Source organism: Pseudomonas sp. GW821-FHT11G12, from assembly GCF_058808055.1.
Genome location: NZ_JBXARH010000003.1, coordinates 158,923 through 178,985, shown reverse-complemented (window position 1 = coordinate 178,985; position 20,063 = coordinate 158,923). Strand labels below are relative to the sequence as shown.

General features: G+C 61.0%; 16 protein-coding genes. 13 read left to right on the top strand and 3 right to left on the bottom strand.

Going from position 1 to position 20,063, the window contains the following annotated elements:
- The first annotated feature begins 240 nt into the window (after positions 1–240).
- From rnr to AC1RR7_RS12100, 11 genes are all read left to right on the top strand, one after another.
- The gene (gene rnr, locus AC1RR7_RS12150; protein WP_273539095.1) at positions 241–2,871 is read left to right on the top strand and encodes a ribonuclease R; all 2,631 of its coding nucleotides are present in this window, start codon (positions 241–243) and stop codon (positions 2,869–2,871) included.
- Positions 2,868–3,635 carry a 23S rRNA (guanosine(2251)-2'-O)-methyltransferase RlmB gene (gene rlmB / locus AC1RR7_RS12145; RefSeq protein WP_096819812.1) on the top strand — a complete coding sequence of 256 codons (768 nt, stop codon included), beginning with the start codon at positions 2,868–2,870 and terminating at the stop codon, positions 3,633–3,635. The genes rnr and rlmB overlap by 4 nt, the downstream gene beginning before the upstream one ends.
- A gap of 316 nt (positions 3,636–3,951) precedes the next feature.
- The gene (gene rpsF, locus AC1RR7_RS12140; protein WP_007950702.1) at positions 3,952–4,380 is read left to right on the top strand and encodes a 30S ribosomal protein S6; all 429 of its coding nucleotides are present in this window, start codon (positions 3,952–3,954) and stop codon (positions 4,378–4,380) included.
- A 28-nt stretch (positions 4,381–4,408) separates the two neighbouring features.
- The gene (gene rpsR / locus AC1RR7_RS12135) at positions 4,409–4,639 is read left to right on the top strand and encodes a 30S ribosomal protein S18 (protein WP_002551829.1); all 231 of its coding nucleotides are present in this window, start codon (positions 4,409–4,411) and stop codon (positions 4,637–4,639) included.
- Between the two features lie 37 nt (positions 4,640–4,676).
- A complete protein-coding gene (locus AC1RR7_RS12130) occupies positions 4,677–5,567 on the top strand; it encodes a YybS family protein (protein ID WP_096819811.1) in 891 nt (296 codons plus the stop codon).
- 19 nt (positions 5,568–5,586) lie between these two features.
- A complete protein-coding gene (gene rplI / locus AC1RR7_RS12125; protein ID WP_008078307.1) occupies positions 5,587–6,033 on the top strand; it encodes a 50S ribosomal protein L9 in 447 nt (148 codons plus the stop codon).
- 120 nt (positions 6,034–6,153) lie between these two features.
- Entirely contained in the window at positions 6,154–7,551 is a 1,398-nt protein-coding gene (gene dnaB / locus AC1RR7_RS12120) for a replicative DNA helicase (protein WP_096819810.1), read from the top strand.
- Positions 7,552–7,663: 112 nt separating this feature from the next.
- Entirely contained in the window at positions 7,664–9,976 is a 2,313-nt protein-coding gene (locus AC1RR7_RS12115) for a YgiQ family radical SAM protein (protein WP_102620130.1), read from the top strand.
- 255 nt (positions 9,977–10,231) lie between these two features.
- Entirely contained in the window at positions 10,232–13,507 is a 3,276-nt protein-coding gene (locus AC1RR7_RS12110) for a transglutaminase family protein (protein ID WP_493157530.1), read from the top strand.
- Positions 13,508–13,595: 88 nt separating this feature from the next.
- The gene (locus AC1RR7_RS12105; RefSeq protein WP_493157528.1) at positions 13,596–16,082 is read left to right on the top strand and encodes a circularly permuted type 2 ATP-grasp protein; all 2,487 of its coding nucleotides are present in this window, start codon (positions 13,596–13,598) and stop codon (positions 16,080–16,082) included.
- Positions 16,082–16,978 carry a transglutaminase family protein gene (locus AC1RR7_RS12100; protein ID WP_102620127.1) on the top strand — a complete coding sequence of 299 codons (897 nt, stop codon included), beginning with the start codon at positions 16,082–16,084 and terminating at the stop codon, positions 16,976–16,978. Before AC1RR7_RS12105 ends, AC1RR7_RS12100 begins: the two co-directional genes overlap by 1 nt.
- A gap of 66 nt (positions 16,979–17,044) precedes the next feature.
- Here the strand turns inward: AC1RR7_RS12100 and AC1RR7_RS12095 are convergent, their stop codons facing one another.
- Positions 17,045–17,224 carry a hypothetical protein gene (locus AC1RR7_RS12095; protein ID WP_085732676.1) on the bottom strand — a complete coding sequence of 60 codons (180 nt, stop codon included), beginning with the start codon at positions 17,222–17,224 and terminating at the stop codon, positions 17,045–17,047.
- A 68-nt stretch (positions 17,225–17,292) separates the two neighbouring features.
- Positions 17,293–17,880 (bottom strand): cytokinin riboside 5'-monophosphate phosphoribohydrolase, encoded by a 588-nt coding sequence (locus AC1RR7_RS12090; RefSeq protein WP_102620126.1) that lies wholly within the window; start codon positions 17,878–17,880, stop codon positions 17,293–17,295.
- Positions 17,881–18,221: 341 nt separating this feature from the next.
- On the opposite strand from AC1RR7_RS12090, the gene azu reads away from it, so the two are divergent.
- Complete coding sequence (azu, locus tag AC1RR7_RS12085; RefSeq protein ID WP_493065808.1) at positions 18,222–18,668, top strand: azurin; 447 nt, start codon at positions 18,222–18,224, stop codon at positions 18,666–18,668.
- A gap of 184 nt (positions 18,669–18,852) precedes the next feature.
- Positions 18,853–19,137 carry a hypothetical protein gene (locus AC1RR7_RS12080; protein ID WP_493157526.1) on the top strand — a complete coding sequence of 95 codons (285 nt, stop codon included), beginning with the start codon at positions 18,853–18,855 and terminating at the stop codon, positions 19,135–19,137.
- A gap of 94 nt (positions 19,138–19,231) precedes the next feature.
- On the opposite strand, the gene nadE is transcribed toward AC1RR7_RS12080, so the two are convergent.
- A complete protein-coding gene (nadE, locus tag AC1RR7_RS12075) occupies positions 19,232–20,059 on the bottom strand; it encodes an NAD(+) synthase (RefSeq protein WP_493157525.1) in 828 nt (275 codons plus the stop codon).
- Positions 20,060–20,063: the final 4 nt, after the last annotated feature.

Below are 20,063 nucleotides of genomic sequence, written 5' to 3'. Positions count from 1 at the left end.
TTTCACCATCTGGGCATCTCGGCAACGTGTGTACGTCGTCGATGGCGCGCACTATACGGAGCGTCTTTTTAACTGTAAACCCCTGCCAGCAAAAAAAATGGTTTTTTTTACCAGCGGTGTTCAAAACGCCTTTCAGACGTCGATACAAGGCTCAAGACGCGCCTTATAGAGTCGGAAATTTCCCGTTTGATGGCGCCTATGCCAAACTAACCCGCATATAGACAAGGTGAAAACTCTCTAATGGCCGATTGGCAGTCCCTCGATCCCGAGGCCGCTCGTGAAGCGGAAAAATATGAAAACCCTATTCCCAGCCGCGAACTGATCCTTCAGCACCTTGCTGATCGGGGTTCGCCTGCTGCCCGCGAGCAACTGGTCGAAGAATTTGGTCTGACCACAGAAGACCAGATCGAAGCCCTGCGCCGCCGCCTGCGCGCCATGGAGCGCGACGCTCAACTGATCTACACCCGTCGTGGCACTTATGCGCCGGTGGACAAGCTCGACCTGATCCTCGGTCGCATCAGCGGTCACCGCGACGGCTTCGGCTTCCTGGTGCCGGATGACGGTTCCGACGACTTGTTCATGAGCCCGGCGCAAATGCGTCTGGTGTTCGATGGCGACCGTGCCCTGGCCCGTGTTTCCGGTCTGGACCGTCGCGGTCGCCGCGAAGGCGTGATCGTCGAAGTGGTGTCCCGTGCCCACGAAAGCATCGTCGGCCGCTATTTCGAAGAAGGCGGTATCGGCTTTGTTGTCGCGGACAACCCGAAGATCCAGCAGGAAGTGCTGGTCACCCCGGGCCGCAACGCCAATGCCCAGATCGGTCAGTTCGTCGAGGTGAAAATCACCCACTGGCCGACTCCGCGCTTCCAGCCGCAAGGCGATGTGGTCGAAGTCGTCGGCAACTACATGGCGCCGGGCATGGAAATCGATGTCGCCCTGCGCACCTACGACATTCCGCACGTCTGGCCTGAGGCCGTTCTGAAGGAAGCCGGCAAGCTCAAGCCGGAAGTCGAAGAGAAAGACAAAGAGAAACGCGTCGACCTGCGTCATCTGCCGTTCGTCACCATTGACGGCGAAGATGCCCGCGACTTCGACGACGCGGTCTACTGCGAATCCAAGCCAGGCAAGCTGCGCCTGTTCTCCGGCGGCTGGAAGTTGTACGTGGCGATTGCCGACGTTTCCAGCTACGTGAAGATCGGCTCGGCCCTGGACAACGAAGCCCAGGTGCGCGGCAACTCGGTGTACTTCCCCGAGCGCGTGGTGCCGATGCTGCCGGAGCAGTTGTCCAACGGCCTGTGCTCGCTGAACCCGCACGTCGATCGTCTGGCCATGGTTTGTGAGATGACCATCTCCAAATCCGGCGAAATGACCGACTACTGCTTCTATGAGGCGGTGATCCACTCCCACGCCCGCCTGACCTACAACAAGGTCAGCGCGATGCTGGAAACGCCGAAAGCGACTGAAGGTCGCAAGCTTCGCGGCGAATACACCGACGTCCTGCCGCACCTGAAACAGCTCTACGCGCTGTACAAGGTATTGCTGGCTGCCCGTCACGTACGTGGCGCGATCGATTTCGAAACGCAGGAAACCCGGATCATCTTCGGTTCCGAGCGCAAGATTGCCGAAATCCGCCCGACCACTCGCAACGACGCGCACAAGCTGATCGAGGAATGCATGCTGGCGGCCAACGTGGCCACCGCCGAATTCCTGAAAAAGCACGAAATCCCTGCGTTGTACCGTGTCCACGACGGTCCGCCACCGGAGCGTCTGGAAAAACTGCGTGCATTCCTCGGCGAGCTTGGTCTGTCCCTGCACAAAGGCAAGGACGGCCCGTCGCCGAAGGACTATCAGGCCCTGTTGGCCAGCATCAAGGACCGTCCGGATTTCCACCTGATCCAGACCGTGATGCTGCGCTCCCTGAGCCAGGCGGTGTACAGCGCCGAGAACGACGGCCACTTCGGCCTGAATTACGAAGCCTATACCCACTTCACCTCGCCGATCCGCCGTTACCCGGACTTGCTCACGCACCGGGCGATCCGCAGCGTGATCCATTCGAAACAGGACACCCCGCACGTTCGCCGTGCCGGCGCGATGACCATTCCGAAGGCGCGCATCTATCCGTACGACGAGGCGGCCCTGGAACAGCTCGGCGAGCAGTGCTCTATGAGCGAGCGCCGTGCCGACGAAGCAACCCGCGATGTGGTGAACTGGCTCAAGTGCGAGTTCATGAAGGATCGCGTGGGCGAGTCGTTCCCGGGCGTGATCACCGCCGTGACCGGTTTCGGCCTGTTCGTCGAGCTGACCGATATCTACGTCGAAGGTCTGGTGCACGTTACGGCGCTGCCGGGCGATTACTACCACTTCGATCCTGTGCATCACCGCTTGGCGGGCGAGCGCACCGGTCGCAGCTTCCGTCTTGGCGATACCGTTGAAGTGCGGGTCATGCGCGTCGATCTCGACGAGCGCAAGATCGACTTCGAGATGGCCGAAAAAACCATCAGCGCGCCAATCGGCCGCAAGAAGCGTGGCACCGAAGCGGCTGCTCCAGCGGCCAAGGCAGTGGAAGAAAAGGCTCCGGCAAAAACCGCCAGTCGTCGTCCGGCCAAGGAAAAGGTGGCCGAGGCTTATCGCCCGAGCGATGCCGTGGCGAAAAACGCCGAATTGCGCAAAAGCCGTGAAATGAAGAAGGCCTTGCTGGCCGACGCCAAAAACGGTGGTAAAGCGGCGTCCGGGGGAAAGACCGGGCGGTCGGCGCCTGAAAAGGCCTCCGGCGGCAAACCAGCCAAACCGAGCAAACACCGCAAGGGCCCGCCAAAAGCGGGTTCCGCTCCAGCCAGAAGCGGCGGGGCGCGTAAACCGAAGGCGAAGTCATGAGTCAGTTGGAAAAAATCTACGGCGTTCACGCGGTAGAAGCGTTGCTGCGTCACCACCCTAAGCGCGTCAAGCAGATCTGGCTGGCCGAAAGCCGCAACGATCCGCGGGTGCAGACGTTGATCGAGCTGGCCAACGAAAACCGGGTCCAGATCGGTCAGGCCGAGCGCCGTGAAATGGATGCCTGGGTCGAAGGCGTGCATCAGGGTGTGGTGGCGGACGTCAGTCCAAGCCAGGTCTGGGGCGAAGCGATGCTCGACGAGCTGCTTGATCGCACCGAAGGTGCGCCGCTGTTGCTGGTGCTCGACGGCGTGACCGATCCGCACAACCTCGGCGCCTGCCTGCGTTCGGCGGACGCTGCCGGTGCGCTGGCGGTCATCGTGCCGAAAGACAAATCGGCCACCCTGACGCCCGTCGTGCGTAAAGTGGCCTGCGGCGCGGCGGAAGTGATTCCGCTGGTGGCCGTCACCAACCTCGCACGCACCCTGGAAAAGCTCCAGCAGCGCGGGCTGTGGGTTGTCGGCACGGCGGGGGAGGCCGAGGTCAGCATCTACGACCAGGACCTGACCGGCCCGACCATCCTGATCATGGGCGCCGAAGGTAAAGGCATGCGTCGCCTGACCCGTGAACATTGCGACTACCTGGTGAACCTGCCGATGGCCGGTAGCGTCAGCAGTCTCAACGTGTCGGTTGCGACGGGCGTGTGCCTGTTCGAGGCCCAGCGCCAGCGCGGGGCCAAGGCCAAGGCGGCTGCCAAGAAGCCTTAAGCCTTAAGCCTTAAGCCGTCCAAAATGTGGGAGCGAGTCTGTTAGCGAAAGCGGAGTTACATTCGGCATCATTGTTGAGTGTTTCACCCAATCGCGAGCAGACTGCGCTCCCGCAGCGTTTTATGGCAGGGCGAAGTTTTGGTGGCTGTTCAAATAATCACCAATTGCCTTGCACCTCTTCTGTCCCTTCTCTACAATTGCGCCCCTTGCTGTGACGGCAGGCACGCATGTGCCCCGCGCCGGCAAGTCCATAAGTGTCATTCACTCCTTGTCTGACCGTTTTTGAGCGGCAGGCTACAACCCGTAAGGAGCATTCATGCGTCATTACGAAATCATCTTTCTGGTCCACCCTGACCAGAGCGAGCAAGTCGGCGGCATGGTTGAGCGTTACACCAAGCTGATCGAAGAAGACGGCGGCAAAATCCACCGTCTGGAAGACTGGGGCCGTCGTCAACTGGCCTACGCAATCAACAATGTTCACAAGGCTCACTACGTGATGCTGAACGTTGAGTGCACTGGCAAGGCCCTGGCCGAGCTGGAAGACAACTTCCGCTACAACGATGCAGTGATCCGTAACCTGGTCATCCGTCGCGACGAAGCCGTTACCGGCCAGTCCGAGATGCTCAAGGCTGAAGAAAACCGCAGTGAGCGCCGTGAGCGTCGCGAACGTCCTGAGCACGATGGCAGCGCCGATGGCGATGACAGCGATAGCGACAGCGACAACAGCGATAACGCTGACGAGTAATCCACGGACCTTTTAAGGAGCCTATCAAATGGCACGTTTCTTCCGTCGTCGTAAATTCTGCCGCTTCACCGCTGAAGACGTGAAGGAGATCGATTACAAAGATCTCAACACTCTGAAAGCCTACGTATCCGAGACCGGCAAAATCGTTCCAAGCCGCATCACCGGTACCAAAGCTCGTTATCAGCGTCAGCTGGCCACCGCTATCAAGCGCGCCCGCTTCCTGGCCCTGCTGGCCTACACCGACAGCCACGGCCGCTGAGACCGGGTAGTCGACAAGTAAGTAAGGGATCGAATGCATGCGTGCCTTAGCTGAATTCATCATGCGGGGGCGTATGCAGGCCACGCTGGTCGTGGCCGGATCTGCGGCATTGCCGCTGTTGTTCTGGTTGAGTGCCGCTGCAGGTTGCCTTGTGCTCCTGCGGCGCGGTTCGGACGCCTTGAGCGTCCTGGGTGTGGGAGTGTTGTCAGCGTTAGTGAGCTGGCACTACCTGAAAGACCCGACGGCACTGATTGTGTTGCTCGGGACCTGCGGTCTGGCGCTGGTTTTACGCGCCGGCCACACCTGGAATCGCGCGCTGCTGGTCAGCGTGGCCGTGGGATTGTTGATTGCCGTGAGCCTGGGGACTGTATTCAGTTCCTTCACCGAGACTCTGGCGCAGACGTTTGAACAAGTCTTGCCGCTGGCGATGGGTGAGGTCTACGAGAAATTCTCGGCAGATCAGAAGGCAATTCTCACTGCATTGGCGGTCCCACTGTCGATCATTTCGACAGCGGTGTCGTTGCAGGTTTTTAGCGTGCTGTGCCTGATTCTTGGGCGCTACTGGCAGGCGTTGTTGTATAACCCCGGCGGTTTCGGTCGCGAGTTTCGCGCCATCCGACTGCCGAAAAGCGTTGCGCTGTCGCTTCTGGCCGTCATGTGTGTGGCACCGTTCTTCGGTCTGCATGCCTTGGTCCTGTTGCCGTTGTGCAGCGTGCCGCTGTTCTTCGCAGGTCTGGCCTTGGTTCACGGGCTGGTGGCGCAGAAGCGGTTGGCCGGTTTCTGGCTGGTGGGGATATACGTGACGCTCGTGCCTTTCATGCACTTGCTCGGTCCGTTACTGGTGGTCTTGGCCATCGTCGACAGCCTGATTGATTTTCGCGGTCGTCACGTGTCGAAAGACACCGATAGCGCGAACGGTGAAGGTTAAAAGTTAAGAGGATTTTCACATGCAACTGATCCTTCTGGAAAAAGTCACCAACCTGGGCAACCTGGGTGACAAAGTGAACGTTAAGGCCGGTTACGGTCGTAACTACCTGCTGCCTTACGGCAAGGCTACCGCCGCGACCCCAGCAAACATTGCTGCGTTCGAAGAGCGTCGTGCCGAGCTGGAAAAAGCTGCTGCAGACCGTAAAGCATCGGCTGAAAGCCGTGCTGCCCAACTGGCCGAGCTGGAAGTGACCATCACTGCCACCGCTGGCGACGAAGGCAAGCTGTTCGGTTCGATCGGTACTCACGACATCGCTGACGCACTGACCGCCTCCGGCGTTGAAGTTGCGAAAAGCGAAGTTCGTCTGCCGAACGGCACCATCCGCAACGTGGGTGAATTCGACGTGGCTGTGCACCTGCACGCCGAAGTTGAAGCCACCGTACGCGTTGTTGTGGTAGCAGCTTAAGCAACACCTGATCGGCTGGCGGCTTGTCCGTCAGACGGTTAACATCGGGCACGATCCTGTTTACAGGTCGTGCCCTTTGTCTTTCTGTAATCCCTGCTTTTCCTGAATAAAAAAGTGGCCATGAACGAAATCTCCGCTCCCGAGCAATACGATCTGCAAACCGCATCCCTGAAGGTGCCGCCGCATTCCATCGAGGCCGAACAGGCTGTACTCGGTGGTCTGATGCTGGACAACAACGCCTGGGAACGCGTGCTTGATCAAGTCTCCGACGGCGATTTCTACCGGCATGACCACCGTCTGATCTTCCGTGCGATCGCCAAACTCGCCGATCAGAACTCGCCGATCGACGTCGTGACCCTTTCCGAGCAACTGGACAAGGAAGGTCAGACTTCGCAAGTCGGGGGTCTTGGGTATCTGGTCGAACTGGCGAAAAACACACCGTCCGTCGCCAACATCAAGGCTTATGCGCAAATCGTCCGCCAGCGTGCGACGTTGCGCCAGTTGATCGGCATCAGCAACGACATCGCCGACGCCGCCTTCAACCCTGAAGGCCGTACCGCCGAAGAGATCCTCGACGAAGCCGAGCGGCAGATCTTCGCAATTGCCGAGGCGCGGCCGAAGACCGGCGGCCCGGTGGGCGTCAACGAGTTGCTGACCAAGGCCATCGACCGCATCGACACCCTGTTCAACACCGCCGACGCGATCACCGGCCTGTCCACTGGCTACACCGACCTCGACGAGAAGACCAGCGGCCTGCAACCGTCCGACCTGATCATCGTCGCCGGCCGTCCGTCGATGGGTAAGACCACCTTCGCGATGAACCTGGTGGAAAACGCCGTTCTACGCAGTGAAAAGGCGGTTCTGGTGTACTCCCTCGAGATGCCAGGTGAATCGCTGATCATGCGTATGCTTTCGTCCCTCGGTCGTATCGACCAGACCAAGGTACGTTCCGGTCAGTTGGAAGACGACGACTGGCCACGCCTGACCTCGGCGGTCAATTTGCTCAACGACCGCAAGCTGTTCATCGATGACACCGCCGGTATCAGCCCGTCGGAGATGCGCGCCCGAACCCGGCGTCTGGTACGCGAGCACGGCGATGTCGGCCTGATCATGATCGACTACCTGCAGCTGATGCAGATTCCCGGCTCCAGCGGTGACAACCGGACCAACGAGATTTCCGAGATCTCCCGATCCCTGAAAGCCCTGGCCAAGGAATTCAACTGCCCGGTGGTTGCCCTGTCGCAGCTCAACCGTTCCCTGGAACAACGTCCCAACAAGCGTCCGGTGAACTCCGACTTGCGGGAATCCGGAGCGATCGAGCAGGACGCCGACGTCATCATGTTCGTGTATCGGGACGAGGTTTATCACCCGGAAACCGAACACAAGGGCATCGCCGAAATCATCATCGGCAAACAGCGGAACGGCCCGATCGGCTTCATCCGCCTGGCCTTCATCGGCAAATACACACGCTTCGAAAACCTTGCGCCGGGCAGCTATAACTTCGACGACGACGAGTAAGCGCTCCGTCGTCTGAGTGCTCCTGATATTTCCGACCACAGCCGTCGGAATTGGTTATTTTTTGTGCTATATTCCGCGCCCGCGATTTTTCACCTCAACACCGGTCATCGACATGCAAGCAGCCAAGCCGTTATTTGACTATCCAAAATACTGGGCCGAATGTTTCGGGCCGGCGCCATTCCTGCCGATGAGCAGGGAGGAGATGGATCAGCTCGGCTGGGATTCCTGCGACATCATCATTGTGACGGGAGATGCCTACGTCGATCACCCGTCGTTCGGCATGGCGATCATCGGCCGGCTGCTGGAGTCGCAAGGCTTCCGCGTCGGGATCATTGCCCAGCCCAACTGGCAGTCCAAAGACGACTTCATGAAGCTCGGCGAGCCGAACCTGTTCTTCGGCGTCGCGGCCGGCAACATGGACTCGATGATCAACCGCTACACCGCGGACAAGAAAATCCGTTCCGACGACGCCTACACCCCGGGTGGCATGGCCGGCAAACGTCCGGATCGCGCGAGCCTGGTCTACAGCCAGCGCTGCAAGGAAGCCTACAAGCACGTGCCGATCGTGCTCGGCGGCATCGAAGCCTCCCTGCGCCGCATCGCCCACTACGACTATTGGCAGGATCGCGTGCGCAACTCGATCCTGATCGACGCCAGCGCCGACATCCTGCTGTACGGCAACGCCGAGCGCGCGATCGTCGAAGTCGCCCAGCGTCTGTCCTACGGTCACAAGATCGAAGACATTACCGATGTGCGCGGCACTGCGTTCATCCGTCGTGACACCCCTGCGGGCTGGTACGAAGTCGACTCCACGCGCATCGACCGTCCGGGCAAGATCGACAAGATCATCAACCCGTACGTCAACACCCAGGACACTCAGGCTTGCGCCATCGAGCAAGAGAAGGGGCCGGTTGAAGATCCGGAAGAAGCCAAGGTCGTGCAGATCCTGGCCAGCCCGAAGATGACGCGTGACAAGACTGTGATCCGCCTGCCGTCGATGGAGAAAGTGCGTGGTGATGCGGTCCTGTACGCTCACGCCAACCGCGTGCTGCACCTGGAAACCAACCCGGGCAACGCCCGTGCCTTGGTGCAAAAACACGGCGAAGTCGACGTCTGGTTCAACCCGCCGCCGATTCCGATGACCACCGAAGAAATGGACTACGTGTTCGGCATGCCTTACGCACGTATCCCGCATCCTGCGTACGGCAAGGAAAAGATCCCGGCCTACGACATGATCCGCTTCTCGGTGAACATCATGCGTGGCTGCTTCGGCGGCTGCACCTTCTGCTCGATCACCGAGCACGAAGGCCGGATCATCCAGAACCGCTCCGAAGAGTCGATCATTCGCGAAATCGAAGAGATCCGCGACAAGGTGCCGGGTTTCACCGGCGTCATTTCCGACCTCGGCGGCCCGACCGCGAACATGTACCGCATCGCCTGCAAGAGCCCGGAAATCGAATCCGCGTGCCGCAAGCCGTCCTGCGTGTTCCCGGGCATCTGCCCGAACCTGAACACCGACCACTCGTCGCTGATCCAGCTGTATCGCAGCGCCCGTGCGTTGCCGGGTGTGAAGAAGATCCTGATTGCCTCCGGCCTGCGTTACGACCTCGCGGTCGAGTCGCCGGAGTACGTCAAAGAGCTGGTGACCCACCACGTCGGCGGTTACCTGAAGATCGCCCCGGAACATACCGAGGAAGGTCCGCTCAATCAGATGATGAAGCCGGGGATCGGCACGTACGATCGCTTCAAGCGCATGTTCGAGAAGTACACCAAGGAAGCCGGGAAAGAGCAGTACCTGATTCCGTACTTCATCGCCGCGCACCCGGGCACCACCGACGAAGACATGATGAACCTCGCCTTGTGGCTCAAGGGCAACGGCTTCCGTGCCGACCAGGTGCAGGCGTTCTATCCTTCGCCGATGGCCACCGCCACCGCGATGTACCACTCGGGCAAGAACCCGCTGCGCAAGGTCACCTACAAGAGCGACGGCGTGACCATCGTCAAGAGCGAGGAGCAGCGTCGTCTGCACAAGGCGTTCCTGCGTTATCACGACCCGAAAGGCTGGCCGATGCTGCGTGAAGCGCTGATCCGCATGGGCCGCGCCGACCTGATCGGGCCGGGCAAGAACCAGTTGATCCCGACGCATCAGCCGGCCACCGACAGCTACCAGAGTGCCCGTCGCAAGAACTCGACGCCGTCCGGCAGCCATAAAGTGGCGAAGGACGTAAAAGAGAAGACCACCAAGATCCTCACCCAGCACACCGGTCTGCCACCTCGCGCCAGCGATGGCGGCAACCCGTGGGACAAGCGTGAGCAGGCCAAGGCCGCGGCATTCGCCCGCAACCAGCAGGCCGCCAAGGAGCGCAAGGAAGCCGCGAAAGGCAAAGGGCCGAAACCGGCACGCAAGCCGGTCGTACCGCGCTAAAGAGAACGCCAACCTTCGGGTTGGCGTTTTTGCATTTCGCTGATCGTTCCCACGCAGAGCGTGGGAACGATCACGGGAGAGGGTCAGGGGGAGGGGTTCTTCGCAACATTTGCGTGCAACTGTGCCAAACCATTTCACCGCATCGCCCGATTTTGGTGCTGTACTGCCTTGAGCATTCCGGGAAAGCGCCCAAGCCTCTGCATGGCATAAGTCTTGCGCGCTTTCCAATACGCTTAGGCTCGCAGGAGGCACGCCGTGTCGATTCATGTCGCATTGCATCACGTCACGCATTACCGCTACGACCGCGCTGTCGAACTTGGCCCGCAGATCGTGCGTCTGCGCCCGGCTGCCCACAGCCGCACGCGGATTCTGTCGTATGCGCTGAAAGTCTCGCCCGAGCAGCACTTCATCAACTGGCAGCAGGATCCCCAAGGCAACTACCTCGCACGACTGGTGTTCCCCGAGAAAACCGCCGAGCTGCGGATCGAGGTCGACCTGCTGGCCGAGATGACGGTGTTCAACCCGTTCGACTTTTTCCTCGAGCCCTACGCCGAGAAAATCCCCTTTGCCTACGCCGCCGATGAACGCAAGGAACTGGCGCCGTACCTCGAAACCCTGCCGCTGACGCCAAAACTCAAGGCCTACCTGGACGCCATCGACCGCACGCCGCTGCCGGCGGTGGATTTCCTGGTGGCGCTCAACCAGCGCCTGAGCGAGGACATCAATTACCTGATCCGCATGGAACCGGGCGTGCAAACCCCGGAGCACACCCTCGAACACGCCTCCGGCTCCTGCCGCGATTCGGCATGGCTGCTGGTGCAACTGCTGCGCAATCTCGGGCTGGCGGCGCGTTTCGTCTCCGGTTACCTGATACAACTGACCGCCGACGTGAAAAGCCTCGACGGCCCCTCCGGCACCGAAGTGGACTTCACCGATCTGCATGCCTGGTGCGAGGTGTACTTGCCCGGCGCCGGCTGGATCGGCCTCGATGCCACCTCCGGGCTGTTCGCCGGGGAAGGGCATATCCCGTTGGCCTGCAGTCCCGATCCGTCCTCGGCGGCGCCGATCAGCGGTCTGGTAGAGCCTTGCGAATGTGAGTTCAGCCACGAAATGTCCGTGGAGCGGATCTGGGAAGCGCCTCGGGTCACCAAGCCCTACACCGATGAGCAATGGCTGGCGATCCAGGCGCTGGGCCGGCAGATCGATGCCGATCTGCTGGAAGGCGATGTGCGGCTGACCATGGGCGGCGAACCGACCTTCGTGTCCATCGACGACCCGGATGGCGCAGAATGGAACACCGCCGCGCTGGGCCCGGACAAGCGTCGGCTCTCCGCCGAACTGTTCCAGCGCATGCGCAAACACTACGCGCCAAAAGGGCTGGTGCATTTCGGTCAGGGCAAGTGGTATCCGGGCGAGCAATTGCCGCGCTGGTCGCTGAATTGCTACTGGCGCCGCGACGGCCTGCCGATCTGGCACAACACCGCGTTGATCGCCGATGAGCAACAGGATTACGGCGCCGATGGCGCATTGGCCGGGCGCTTTCTGGCGAGTGTCGCCGAACGCCTGAAACTGCCGACACGTTTTGTGTTTCCGGCCTACGAAGACAATTTCTATTACCTCTGGCGCGAAGGCGCCTTGCCGGGCAACGTCAGCGCCGAAGACTCGCGTCTGGAGGAGCCGCTGGAACGTGCGCGCCTGCGCAAGGTGTTCAGTCAGGGGCTGGACAAGGTCATCGGTCAGGTGCTGCCGCTGGCACGCACCGCCAAGGGCGATCAATGGCAGAGCGGGCGCTGGTATCTGCGCGATGAGCATTGCCGGCTGGTGCCGGGGGATTCACCGCTGGGCTATCGCCTGCCATTGGGTTCGCAGCCCTGGGTGAAAGCGGCGGAGTATCCGTTCATTCATCCGAACGACCCGAATCAGGACTTCCCCGAACTGCCCGACACTGCGCAGCTCAATCGCCATGATGCGCCGGCTGCGGCGGACGAACGTGTACCGAAGATCGACGAGTCCGCCGACTGGCTGACCCGCACCGCGTTCTGCGCCGAGGCACGGGAAGGCCGGTTGTATCTGTTCATGCCGCCGCTGGAGCGGGTCGAGGATTATCTGGAATTGGTGGCAGCCATCGAAGCCACCGCCGAGGAACTGCACTGTCCGGTGCTGCTGGAAGGCTACGAGCCGCCGAGCGATCCGCGTCTGAGCAACTTCCGTATTACGCCGGATCCCGGCGTGATCGAGGTCAACGTCCAGCCGTCCGCGACGTGGGATGAGTTGGTCGAGCGCACCGAGTTCCTGTACGAGGAGGCGCGCCAGACCCGACTGTCCACCGAGAAATTCATGATCGACGGGCGACACACCGGCACCGGTGGCGGTAACCATTTCGTACTCGGCGGAGCAACGCCGGCGGACTCCCCGTTCCTGCGCCGTCCGGATCTGCTGCGCAGCCTGATCAGCTATTGGCACAACCATCCGTCGCTGTCCTACCTGTTTTCCGGTCTGTTCATCGGTCCGACCTCTCAAGCACCGCGAGTCGATGAAGCGCGCAACGATTCGCTGTACGAGCTGGAAATCGCCTTCGCGCAGATGCCGGCGCCGGGAGAAGCGTGCGCGCCATGGCTGGTGGATCGCTTGCTGCGCAATCTGCTGATCGACGTCACCGGCAACACCCACCGCGCCGAGTTCTGTATCGACAAGCTGTATTCACCGGACGGCGCCACCGGGCGTCTCGGTCTGCTGGAGTTGCGTGCATTCGAAATGCCGCCCCATGCGCGCATGAGCCTGGCTCAGCAGCTGTTGCTGCGGGCACTGGTGGCGCGGTTCTGGCGCGAGCCCTATGCACCGCCGAAGCTGGCGCGCTGGGGCACCGAGTTGCATGACCGCTTCCTGCTGCCGCACTTCATCAAGCAGGACTTTGCCGACGTCATCGTCGAACTCAACAATGCCGGTTATCCGCTGCGTGCCGAATGGTTCGCTGCGCATCTGGAGTTCCGCTTTCCCAAGGTCGGCGATTACGCCGTCAACGGCATCGAGCTGGAGTTGCGTCAGGCCCTTGAGCCCTGGCATGTGCTGGGCGAGGAGGGCGCGGCGGGTGGCACGGTGCGTTACGTCGATTCATCGCTGGAGCGTCTGCAGGTCAAGCTCACGGGGCTGCCGCCGCAGCGTTATCTGCTGACCTGCAATGGCATCCCGGTACCGCTGCAACCGACCGGGCGGGTCGGCGAGTTTGTCGCCGGTGTGCGTTTCCGTGCGTGGCAACCGGCCAACTGCCTGCAACCGACGATCCCGGTGCACGCGCCGCTGGTGTTCGACCTGCTCGACACCTGGATGCAGCGTTCGCTGGGCGGCTGCCAGTACCACGTCGCGCATCCGGGCGGGCGCAATTACGAGACGTTGCCGGTCAACGCCAACGAAGCGGAGAGCCGGCGCATGGCGCGTTTCTTCCGCATCGGGCACACGCCGGGGAAACTTCCTATACCCATTGTCGAAACGAACGACGAGCTACCGATGACTCTCGATTTGCGACGCTTTTAGATCGTACGCGACGCCCGGATTTTTCGTATATCCGGGCGTCATGTGCCTGCGTTAGTCTGACCGTTCCTTGCTGGCTGCCGAGCTTTCCATGCCTGACCTGCTTGACCGCTACCCGCTGACGGCGGGCACTTACCACGAACTGCTCGATGCTGGCGGGGCGGTGCGTCCGCACTGGCAGCGGCTGTTCGACCAATTGCAGCGCAGCACCCCGACGCAACTGGTGCAGCGTCAGGCATTGCTGACCCGGCAGATTCAGGAAAACGGCGTCACCTACAACGTCTATGCCGACCCCAAGGGCGCGGATCGTCCGTGGGAACTCGACCTGCTGCCCCACGTGATCGCCGCTGACGAGTGGCAACAGCTGTCGGCCGGGATCGCCCAGCGTGCGCGCCTGCTCAATGCGGTGCTGGCGGATCTGTACGGTCCGCAGCGGCTGATCAGCGAAGGGCTGCTGCCGGCGGAGCTGGTGTTCGGCCACAACAACTTCCTCTGGCCCTGTCAGGGTATCTCGCCACCGGACGGGGCCTTTCTGCATCTGTATGCCGTGGATCTGGCGCGCACACCGGACGGGCGCTGGTGGGTGACGGCGGATCGTACCCAGGCGCCGTCCGGTGCCGGCTATGCGCTGGAAAACCGCACCATCGTGTCCCGGGCCTTCCCCGAGCTGTACCGGGACTTGAAAGTGCAGCATCTGGCCGGATTCTTCCGTACCTTGCAGGAAACGCTGGCCCGTCAGGCACCCTGCGACGATGACGCGCCGCTGGTGGTGTTGCTGACCCCGGGGCGTTTCAACGAAAGCTATTTCGAACATCTTTATCTGGCGCGCCAGCTCGGTTATCCGCTGGTGGAGGGCGGTGACCTGACGGTGCGCGATGCCACGGTCTACCTGAAAACCCTCAGTGGCCTGCGCCGGGTTCACGCGATCATGCGTCGGCTCGACGATGACTTCTGCGATCCGCTGGAACTGCGCACGGATTCGGCGCTGGGCGTTCCCGGGCTGCTTGAGGCCGTGCGTCAGGGCCGGGTGTTGGTGGCCAACGCGCTGGGCAGCGGCGTGCTGGAGTCGCCGGGGCTGCTGGGTTTCTTGCCGAAGATCAATCAGTACCTGTTCGGCGAAGAACTGATCCTGCCCTCCATCGCCACTTGGTGGTGTGGGGAGGCGCCGGTAATGGCCCAAGCGTTGGAAAAATTGCCGGAACTGCTGATCAAACCGGCTTTCCCATCCCAGAGTTTTGCGCCCGTTTTCGGACGTGATTTGAGCGAAAAACAGCGCCAGAGTCTCGCCGAGCGCATGCAGGCCCGGCCTTATGCGTATGTGGCGCAAGAACTCGCGCAACTGTCCCACGCGCCGATCTGGCAGCCCGAGGACGGCCAGTTGCAACCACGAGCGATCGGCATGCGCATGTACGCGGTGGCCAGTCGCGACGGCTATCGAGTGCTGCCCGGTGGCCTGACCCGGGTGGCGGCCGAGGTTGATGCCGAAGTGGTGTCGATGCAGCGCGGCGGTGCGAGCAAGGACACCTGGGTGCTGGGTGACCGGCCGCCAAGCGGTGAACAATGGAAGGCCCAGCGCAACATCGGTGTGCCTGATCTGGTGCGGCGCGATCCCTATCTGCCGTCGCGGGTGGTGGAAAACCTGTTCTGGTTCGGCCGTTACTGCGAGCGTTGCGACGACAGCGCGCGGTTGTTGCGGATCATGCTGGCGCGGTACGTCGACGGTGACGATCCACAAGCCTTGCAGGCTGCCGTGGAGCTCGGTGAGCGGCTGATGCTGCTGCCAGACGAAGGCGAGCTGCCGGAGCGCCTGCTCGCGGCTTTGCTCGGCGAGGACTGGTCGTTCAGCTTGCGTTCCAACCTGCAACGCTTGCAGTGGGCGGCGTCGCAGGTGCGCGGCAAGCTCTCGCGGGAGAACTGGCAGGCGCTGGTGGAGTTGCAGCGCGAGGCGACGGAACTGGACACCGACGAGCCGGACTTCGGCGAGCTGCTGGATTTTCTCAACCGGCTGGTGATGTCGCTGGCGGCGCTGTCCGGATTTGCCCTCGACGACATGACCCGCGACGAAGGCTGGCGCTTCCTGATGATCGGCCGGCGCATCGAGCGCCTGCAATTTCTCAGCAGCAGTCTCGCGGGTTTCCTGCGCGGCGCCGGGGCGTTCGATCAAGCGGGGCTTGAGTGGCTGCTGGAACTAGGCAACAGCAGCATCACCTATCGTTCGCGCTATCTGGCGGTGGCGCAGTTGATTCCGGTGCTCGACCTGTTGCTGCTGGACGAGCAGAACCCCCATGCGGTGTTGTTCCAGTTGAAACTGGTGACGCGCACCCTCAAGCGTCTGAACGATGATTTCGGTGTGCCGAGGGAGGCCGGGTTGCCAGAACTGGTCGAGCGTCTGGCGCGCTTCGACCTGGGGTGTCTGGAAAATCCCCTGTTCGGCGAATCCAGCGTACGCGCGGCCCTCGACGGGCTGGCGGATCTGCTGCAAGACATCGCCGACGCCAGCGGCCAGGTGTCCGATCGTCTGGCCCTGCGCCATTTCGCCCATGTCGATGATGTCAGCCAGCGCACGGTGTCCGTCTGATGAATGCCCACTACCAGATCCTCCACGACACCTGCTATCACTACGACAGCCCGGTCTCGCTGGCGCAGCAACTCGCGCACCTGTGGCCCCGGGAATGTGCCTGGCAGCGCTGCACCGAGCAGCAATTACTGATCAGTCCGGAGCCGACCGCACGTCGTGACGAACAGGATGTGTTCGGCAATCCGCTGACACGTCTGGCGTTCGAACGGCCTCATGATGAATTGCAGGTCAACGCACGGCTGACGGTCGAGGTGCTGGCGCGGCCGGCGCTGGATTTCAATCTGTCACCGGCCTGGGAATTGACGCGCAATGCGCTGACCTACAGCAGTCAACCGTTGTCCGCTGAGCTGCTGGAGGCTTGTCGCTACCGGTTTCAGTCACCCTACGTTCACTTGAAACGCAGTTTCGTCGAGTTCTCCGAAAGCTGTTTTCCGCCTGGGCGACCGTTGCTGCTGGGCGTGCAGGCGTTGATGGAAAAGATCTTCGACGAGTTCACCTTCGATGCCGAGGCGACGCAAGTCGCGACTCCGCTGGTCGAGGTGCTGGAGCGGCGGCGCGGAGTCTGTCAGGACTTTGCCCACCTGATGCTGGCCTGCGTGCGTTCCCGAGGATTGGCGGCGCGCTACATCAGCGGCTATCTGCTGACACGACCGCCACCGGGGCAGCCGCGATTGATCGGCGCCGATGCGTCCCATGCCTGGGTGTCGGTGTTTTGCCCGGTGCTGGGCTGGGTGGATTTCGATCCGACCAACAATGTGCAACCGGCACTGGAGCACATCACCCTGGCCTGGGGCCGGGATTTCTCCGATGTGTCGCCGTTGCGCGGGGTGATTCTGGGAGGGGGGAGTCATGATCCCGAGGTCAGGGTCACGGTGATGCCACTGAATGAGTCATGAAACACACTGCAGGAGCGGGCAAGCCCGTTCCTGCAGGTTTTGCGTTCAGTGGTCCTGCGGTGTTGCTCAGGCGTCGGGCGCCGGGTCTTTCGGTGCATCAACATCATCATCGGTCGCCACTTCACCGTCAGGGTTCAGTGCCGCTTCTTCAGCCATCTGCTTCTTGCGCTGAAGCTTTTCCTCTTTCTTCTGTTCCTTGGCCAGGTCACGTTGACGCTTGGCGAAGGAGTAATTGGGTTTGGCCATGGGCGATCCTCTTGGGTCGAAGGTGAGGTTGAGCGGCGCGTATTCTGCCCTGTATCGGTGCCCGGGGGTTAACCGGGTTTCTGGTCGACCCACTTTGGCGTGACGGTCGGCTGCCACTGGTCGAGAGCATCGAGCAGCGATTGCGGCGATTCGCTCACTTGCAGCATGTCACGGTGCGGTGCGCGAACGAAGCCTTCGCCGACGATGTGATCGAGAAATTCGGTGAGTTTGCTGTAGAAACCGTTCACTTCCAGCAGGCCCAGCGGCTTGCCGTGGTAGCCGAGTTGGCCCCAGGTCCAGACTTCGAACAGCTCTTCAAGCGTGCCGAGGCCACCTGGCAGGGCGATGAACGCATCGCTGAGTTCGGCCATGCGCGCCTTGCGGGCGTGCATGCCGTCGACCACTTCCAGGCGCGACAGGCTCTTGTGACCGATTTCCTTGTCCATCAGGCTCTGCGGAATGATGCCGATCACTTCACCGCCGGCCGCCAGTGCGGCATCCGCGACAATCCCCATCAGGCCGACAGCGCCACCGCCGTAGACCAGCGTCAGTTTGCGCTCGGCAATGGCTTTGCCGAGGGCGATGGCGGCTTCGGTGTACGCCGGGGTGGTGCCGGCGTTGGCACCGCAAAATACACAAACGGATGTGAGAGACATGCCTTCCTCCTGGGTCAATCCGTCACAGGGTAATGGCTGGCACGCCTTGATCCAAGGGCTAGACTTCGCGTTTCGGGGTTTCATAGGTGCCGCTGGCGCCACAGGCGTAGGCGGCGAGCAGGCTGCACAACAGACTGTTGAAGGACATGACTGATGCTCCAGATGAGAGTTGAGCCCTGAAGATACGGCCCGGCCAAACGTCTGGCTGTTAGATTGTTTCGATGAGTGTCATAGCCTGAAAGTTGTATACAATTTTTGACTCAAGTCATAGGAACTTGCGAAGATTTCAGGCAGTCTTTCCCCCATTCGTGTTTTTGTTAACCCTGCCTTGGAGATTCACCATGTTTTCCAAAGTTGTTGCGGTATCCCTGCTGGCGCTGGCCAGCAGCCAATTGATGGCTGCCGAGTGCAAAACCACCGTTGACTCCACCGACCAGATGTCCTTCACCACCAAGGAGATCGTGATCGACAAGAGCTGCAAGACTTTCACCGTCGAACTGACCCATTCCGGCAGCCTGCCGAAGAACGTCATGGGCCACAACCTGGTGGTCAGCAAGACCGCTGACATGCAGCCGATCGCCACTGACGGCCTGGCCGCGGGCATCGACAAGAACTACCTGAAGGACGGTGACGAGCGCGTCATCGCCCACACCAAGATCATTGGCGCCGGCGAGAAAGATTCGCTGACCATCGACGTATCGAAACTGGCAGCCGGCACCGATTACGGTTTCTTCTGCTCGTTCCCGGGCCACATCTCGATGATGAAAGGCACCGTGACCCTGAAGTAAGTTTCAGAGCCACCTGTTAGCAAAAAGCCGCTGTAGTTCGCTACAGTGGCTTTTTTTATGTCTGAACCGTTTGTCGGGTTCTGCTCTGAACCTGTTAGTTCTGACAGTAGACGCAGGTTTGCTTCGAGGCTCAAATCTCCGGACGTCGTGCTTGTCGTGCGACATGAGAAAGAAGGAGATGGTCATGACCGATAACGTTCAGCTGAAAATTACCAAAGTCACGGATTTGAAGGACAATTTGATCGAGCAGGAGGGTGAAACCTCTGATCGGACACTGATTGTCTATGGCGAAGCCTATCGTCTAGCGGAAGTAACCATCGAAGATGATTTTCTCCCCCGTGGGAAAGTGACCACGGATCCAGCAGGGAAATGGAAGGTAACGCTGGAAGAACTGCCGGAGGGTGAGCGTTACTTTCAGGCGGAGGTTGACGGAAAGCGTTCGCAGAGCTGGATTGTATATATCGTGTGACAGAGTTCAGCGGTGGCTTTTGTAATCGAAGCGAGCTTTCTGACCTGTGCTGAGTGAGGCGCTTTGAACAAGCGCCTCACTTTTACACATGACATCAAGGCGCAAACGGCATGACGCGTTTGTGATGGGTCTTTTTGTACGTGTTGACGATGATGTCGAACGCTTCCTGACGCACCGGCTCGCCGTGCAGAAAGGCGTCGATCTCGGCGTAGGTCACGCCGTGGGAGGCTTCGTCCGGTTTGCCCGGCGACAGGTCTTCCAGATCCGCCGTCGGTACTTTTTCCACCAGCGATTCCGGCGCGCCGAAGCTGCGGGCGATGGCCCGGACCTGATTTTTCACCAGACCGCTGAGCGGGGCCAGGTCGCAGGCGCCGTCACCGAACTTGGTGAAGAAACCCATCACCGCTTCCGCCGCGTGATCGGTGCCGATCACCAGGCCATGGGCCGCGCCGGCGATGGTGTACTGAGCGACCATGCGCATCCGCGCTTTGGTGTTACCGAGCACGAAATCCACCGAAACCGCATGCTTGCCTTCGAAGGCAGCGACTTCGCTGGCCAGGGACTTCACCGCCGGGCCGATGTTGACGGTGTGGCGTTCGTCCGGGGCGATGAAGTCCACCGAGGCCTGGGCGTCGTGTTCATCGAACTGCACGTCGTACGGCAGGCGCACAGCGATGAACTTGTAGCCGTTGTCGCCGGTGCGCTCGCGCAGTTCACGCATGGCGCGCTGGGCCAGGAGGCCTGCGGTCAGCGAGTCGACACCGCCGCTGATGCCCAGCACCAGGGTCTTGAGCCCGGAATTGGTCAGACAATCCTGGATGAAGGTGATGCGTCGGGCGACTTCCGCTTCGAGGGCCTGGTAATCGGCGAACGGCGGCTGAACGTTGAGCTGTTCAGCAATCTCACGCTGTACGGCTTGCATGAAT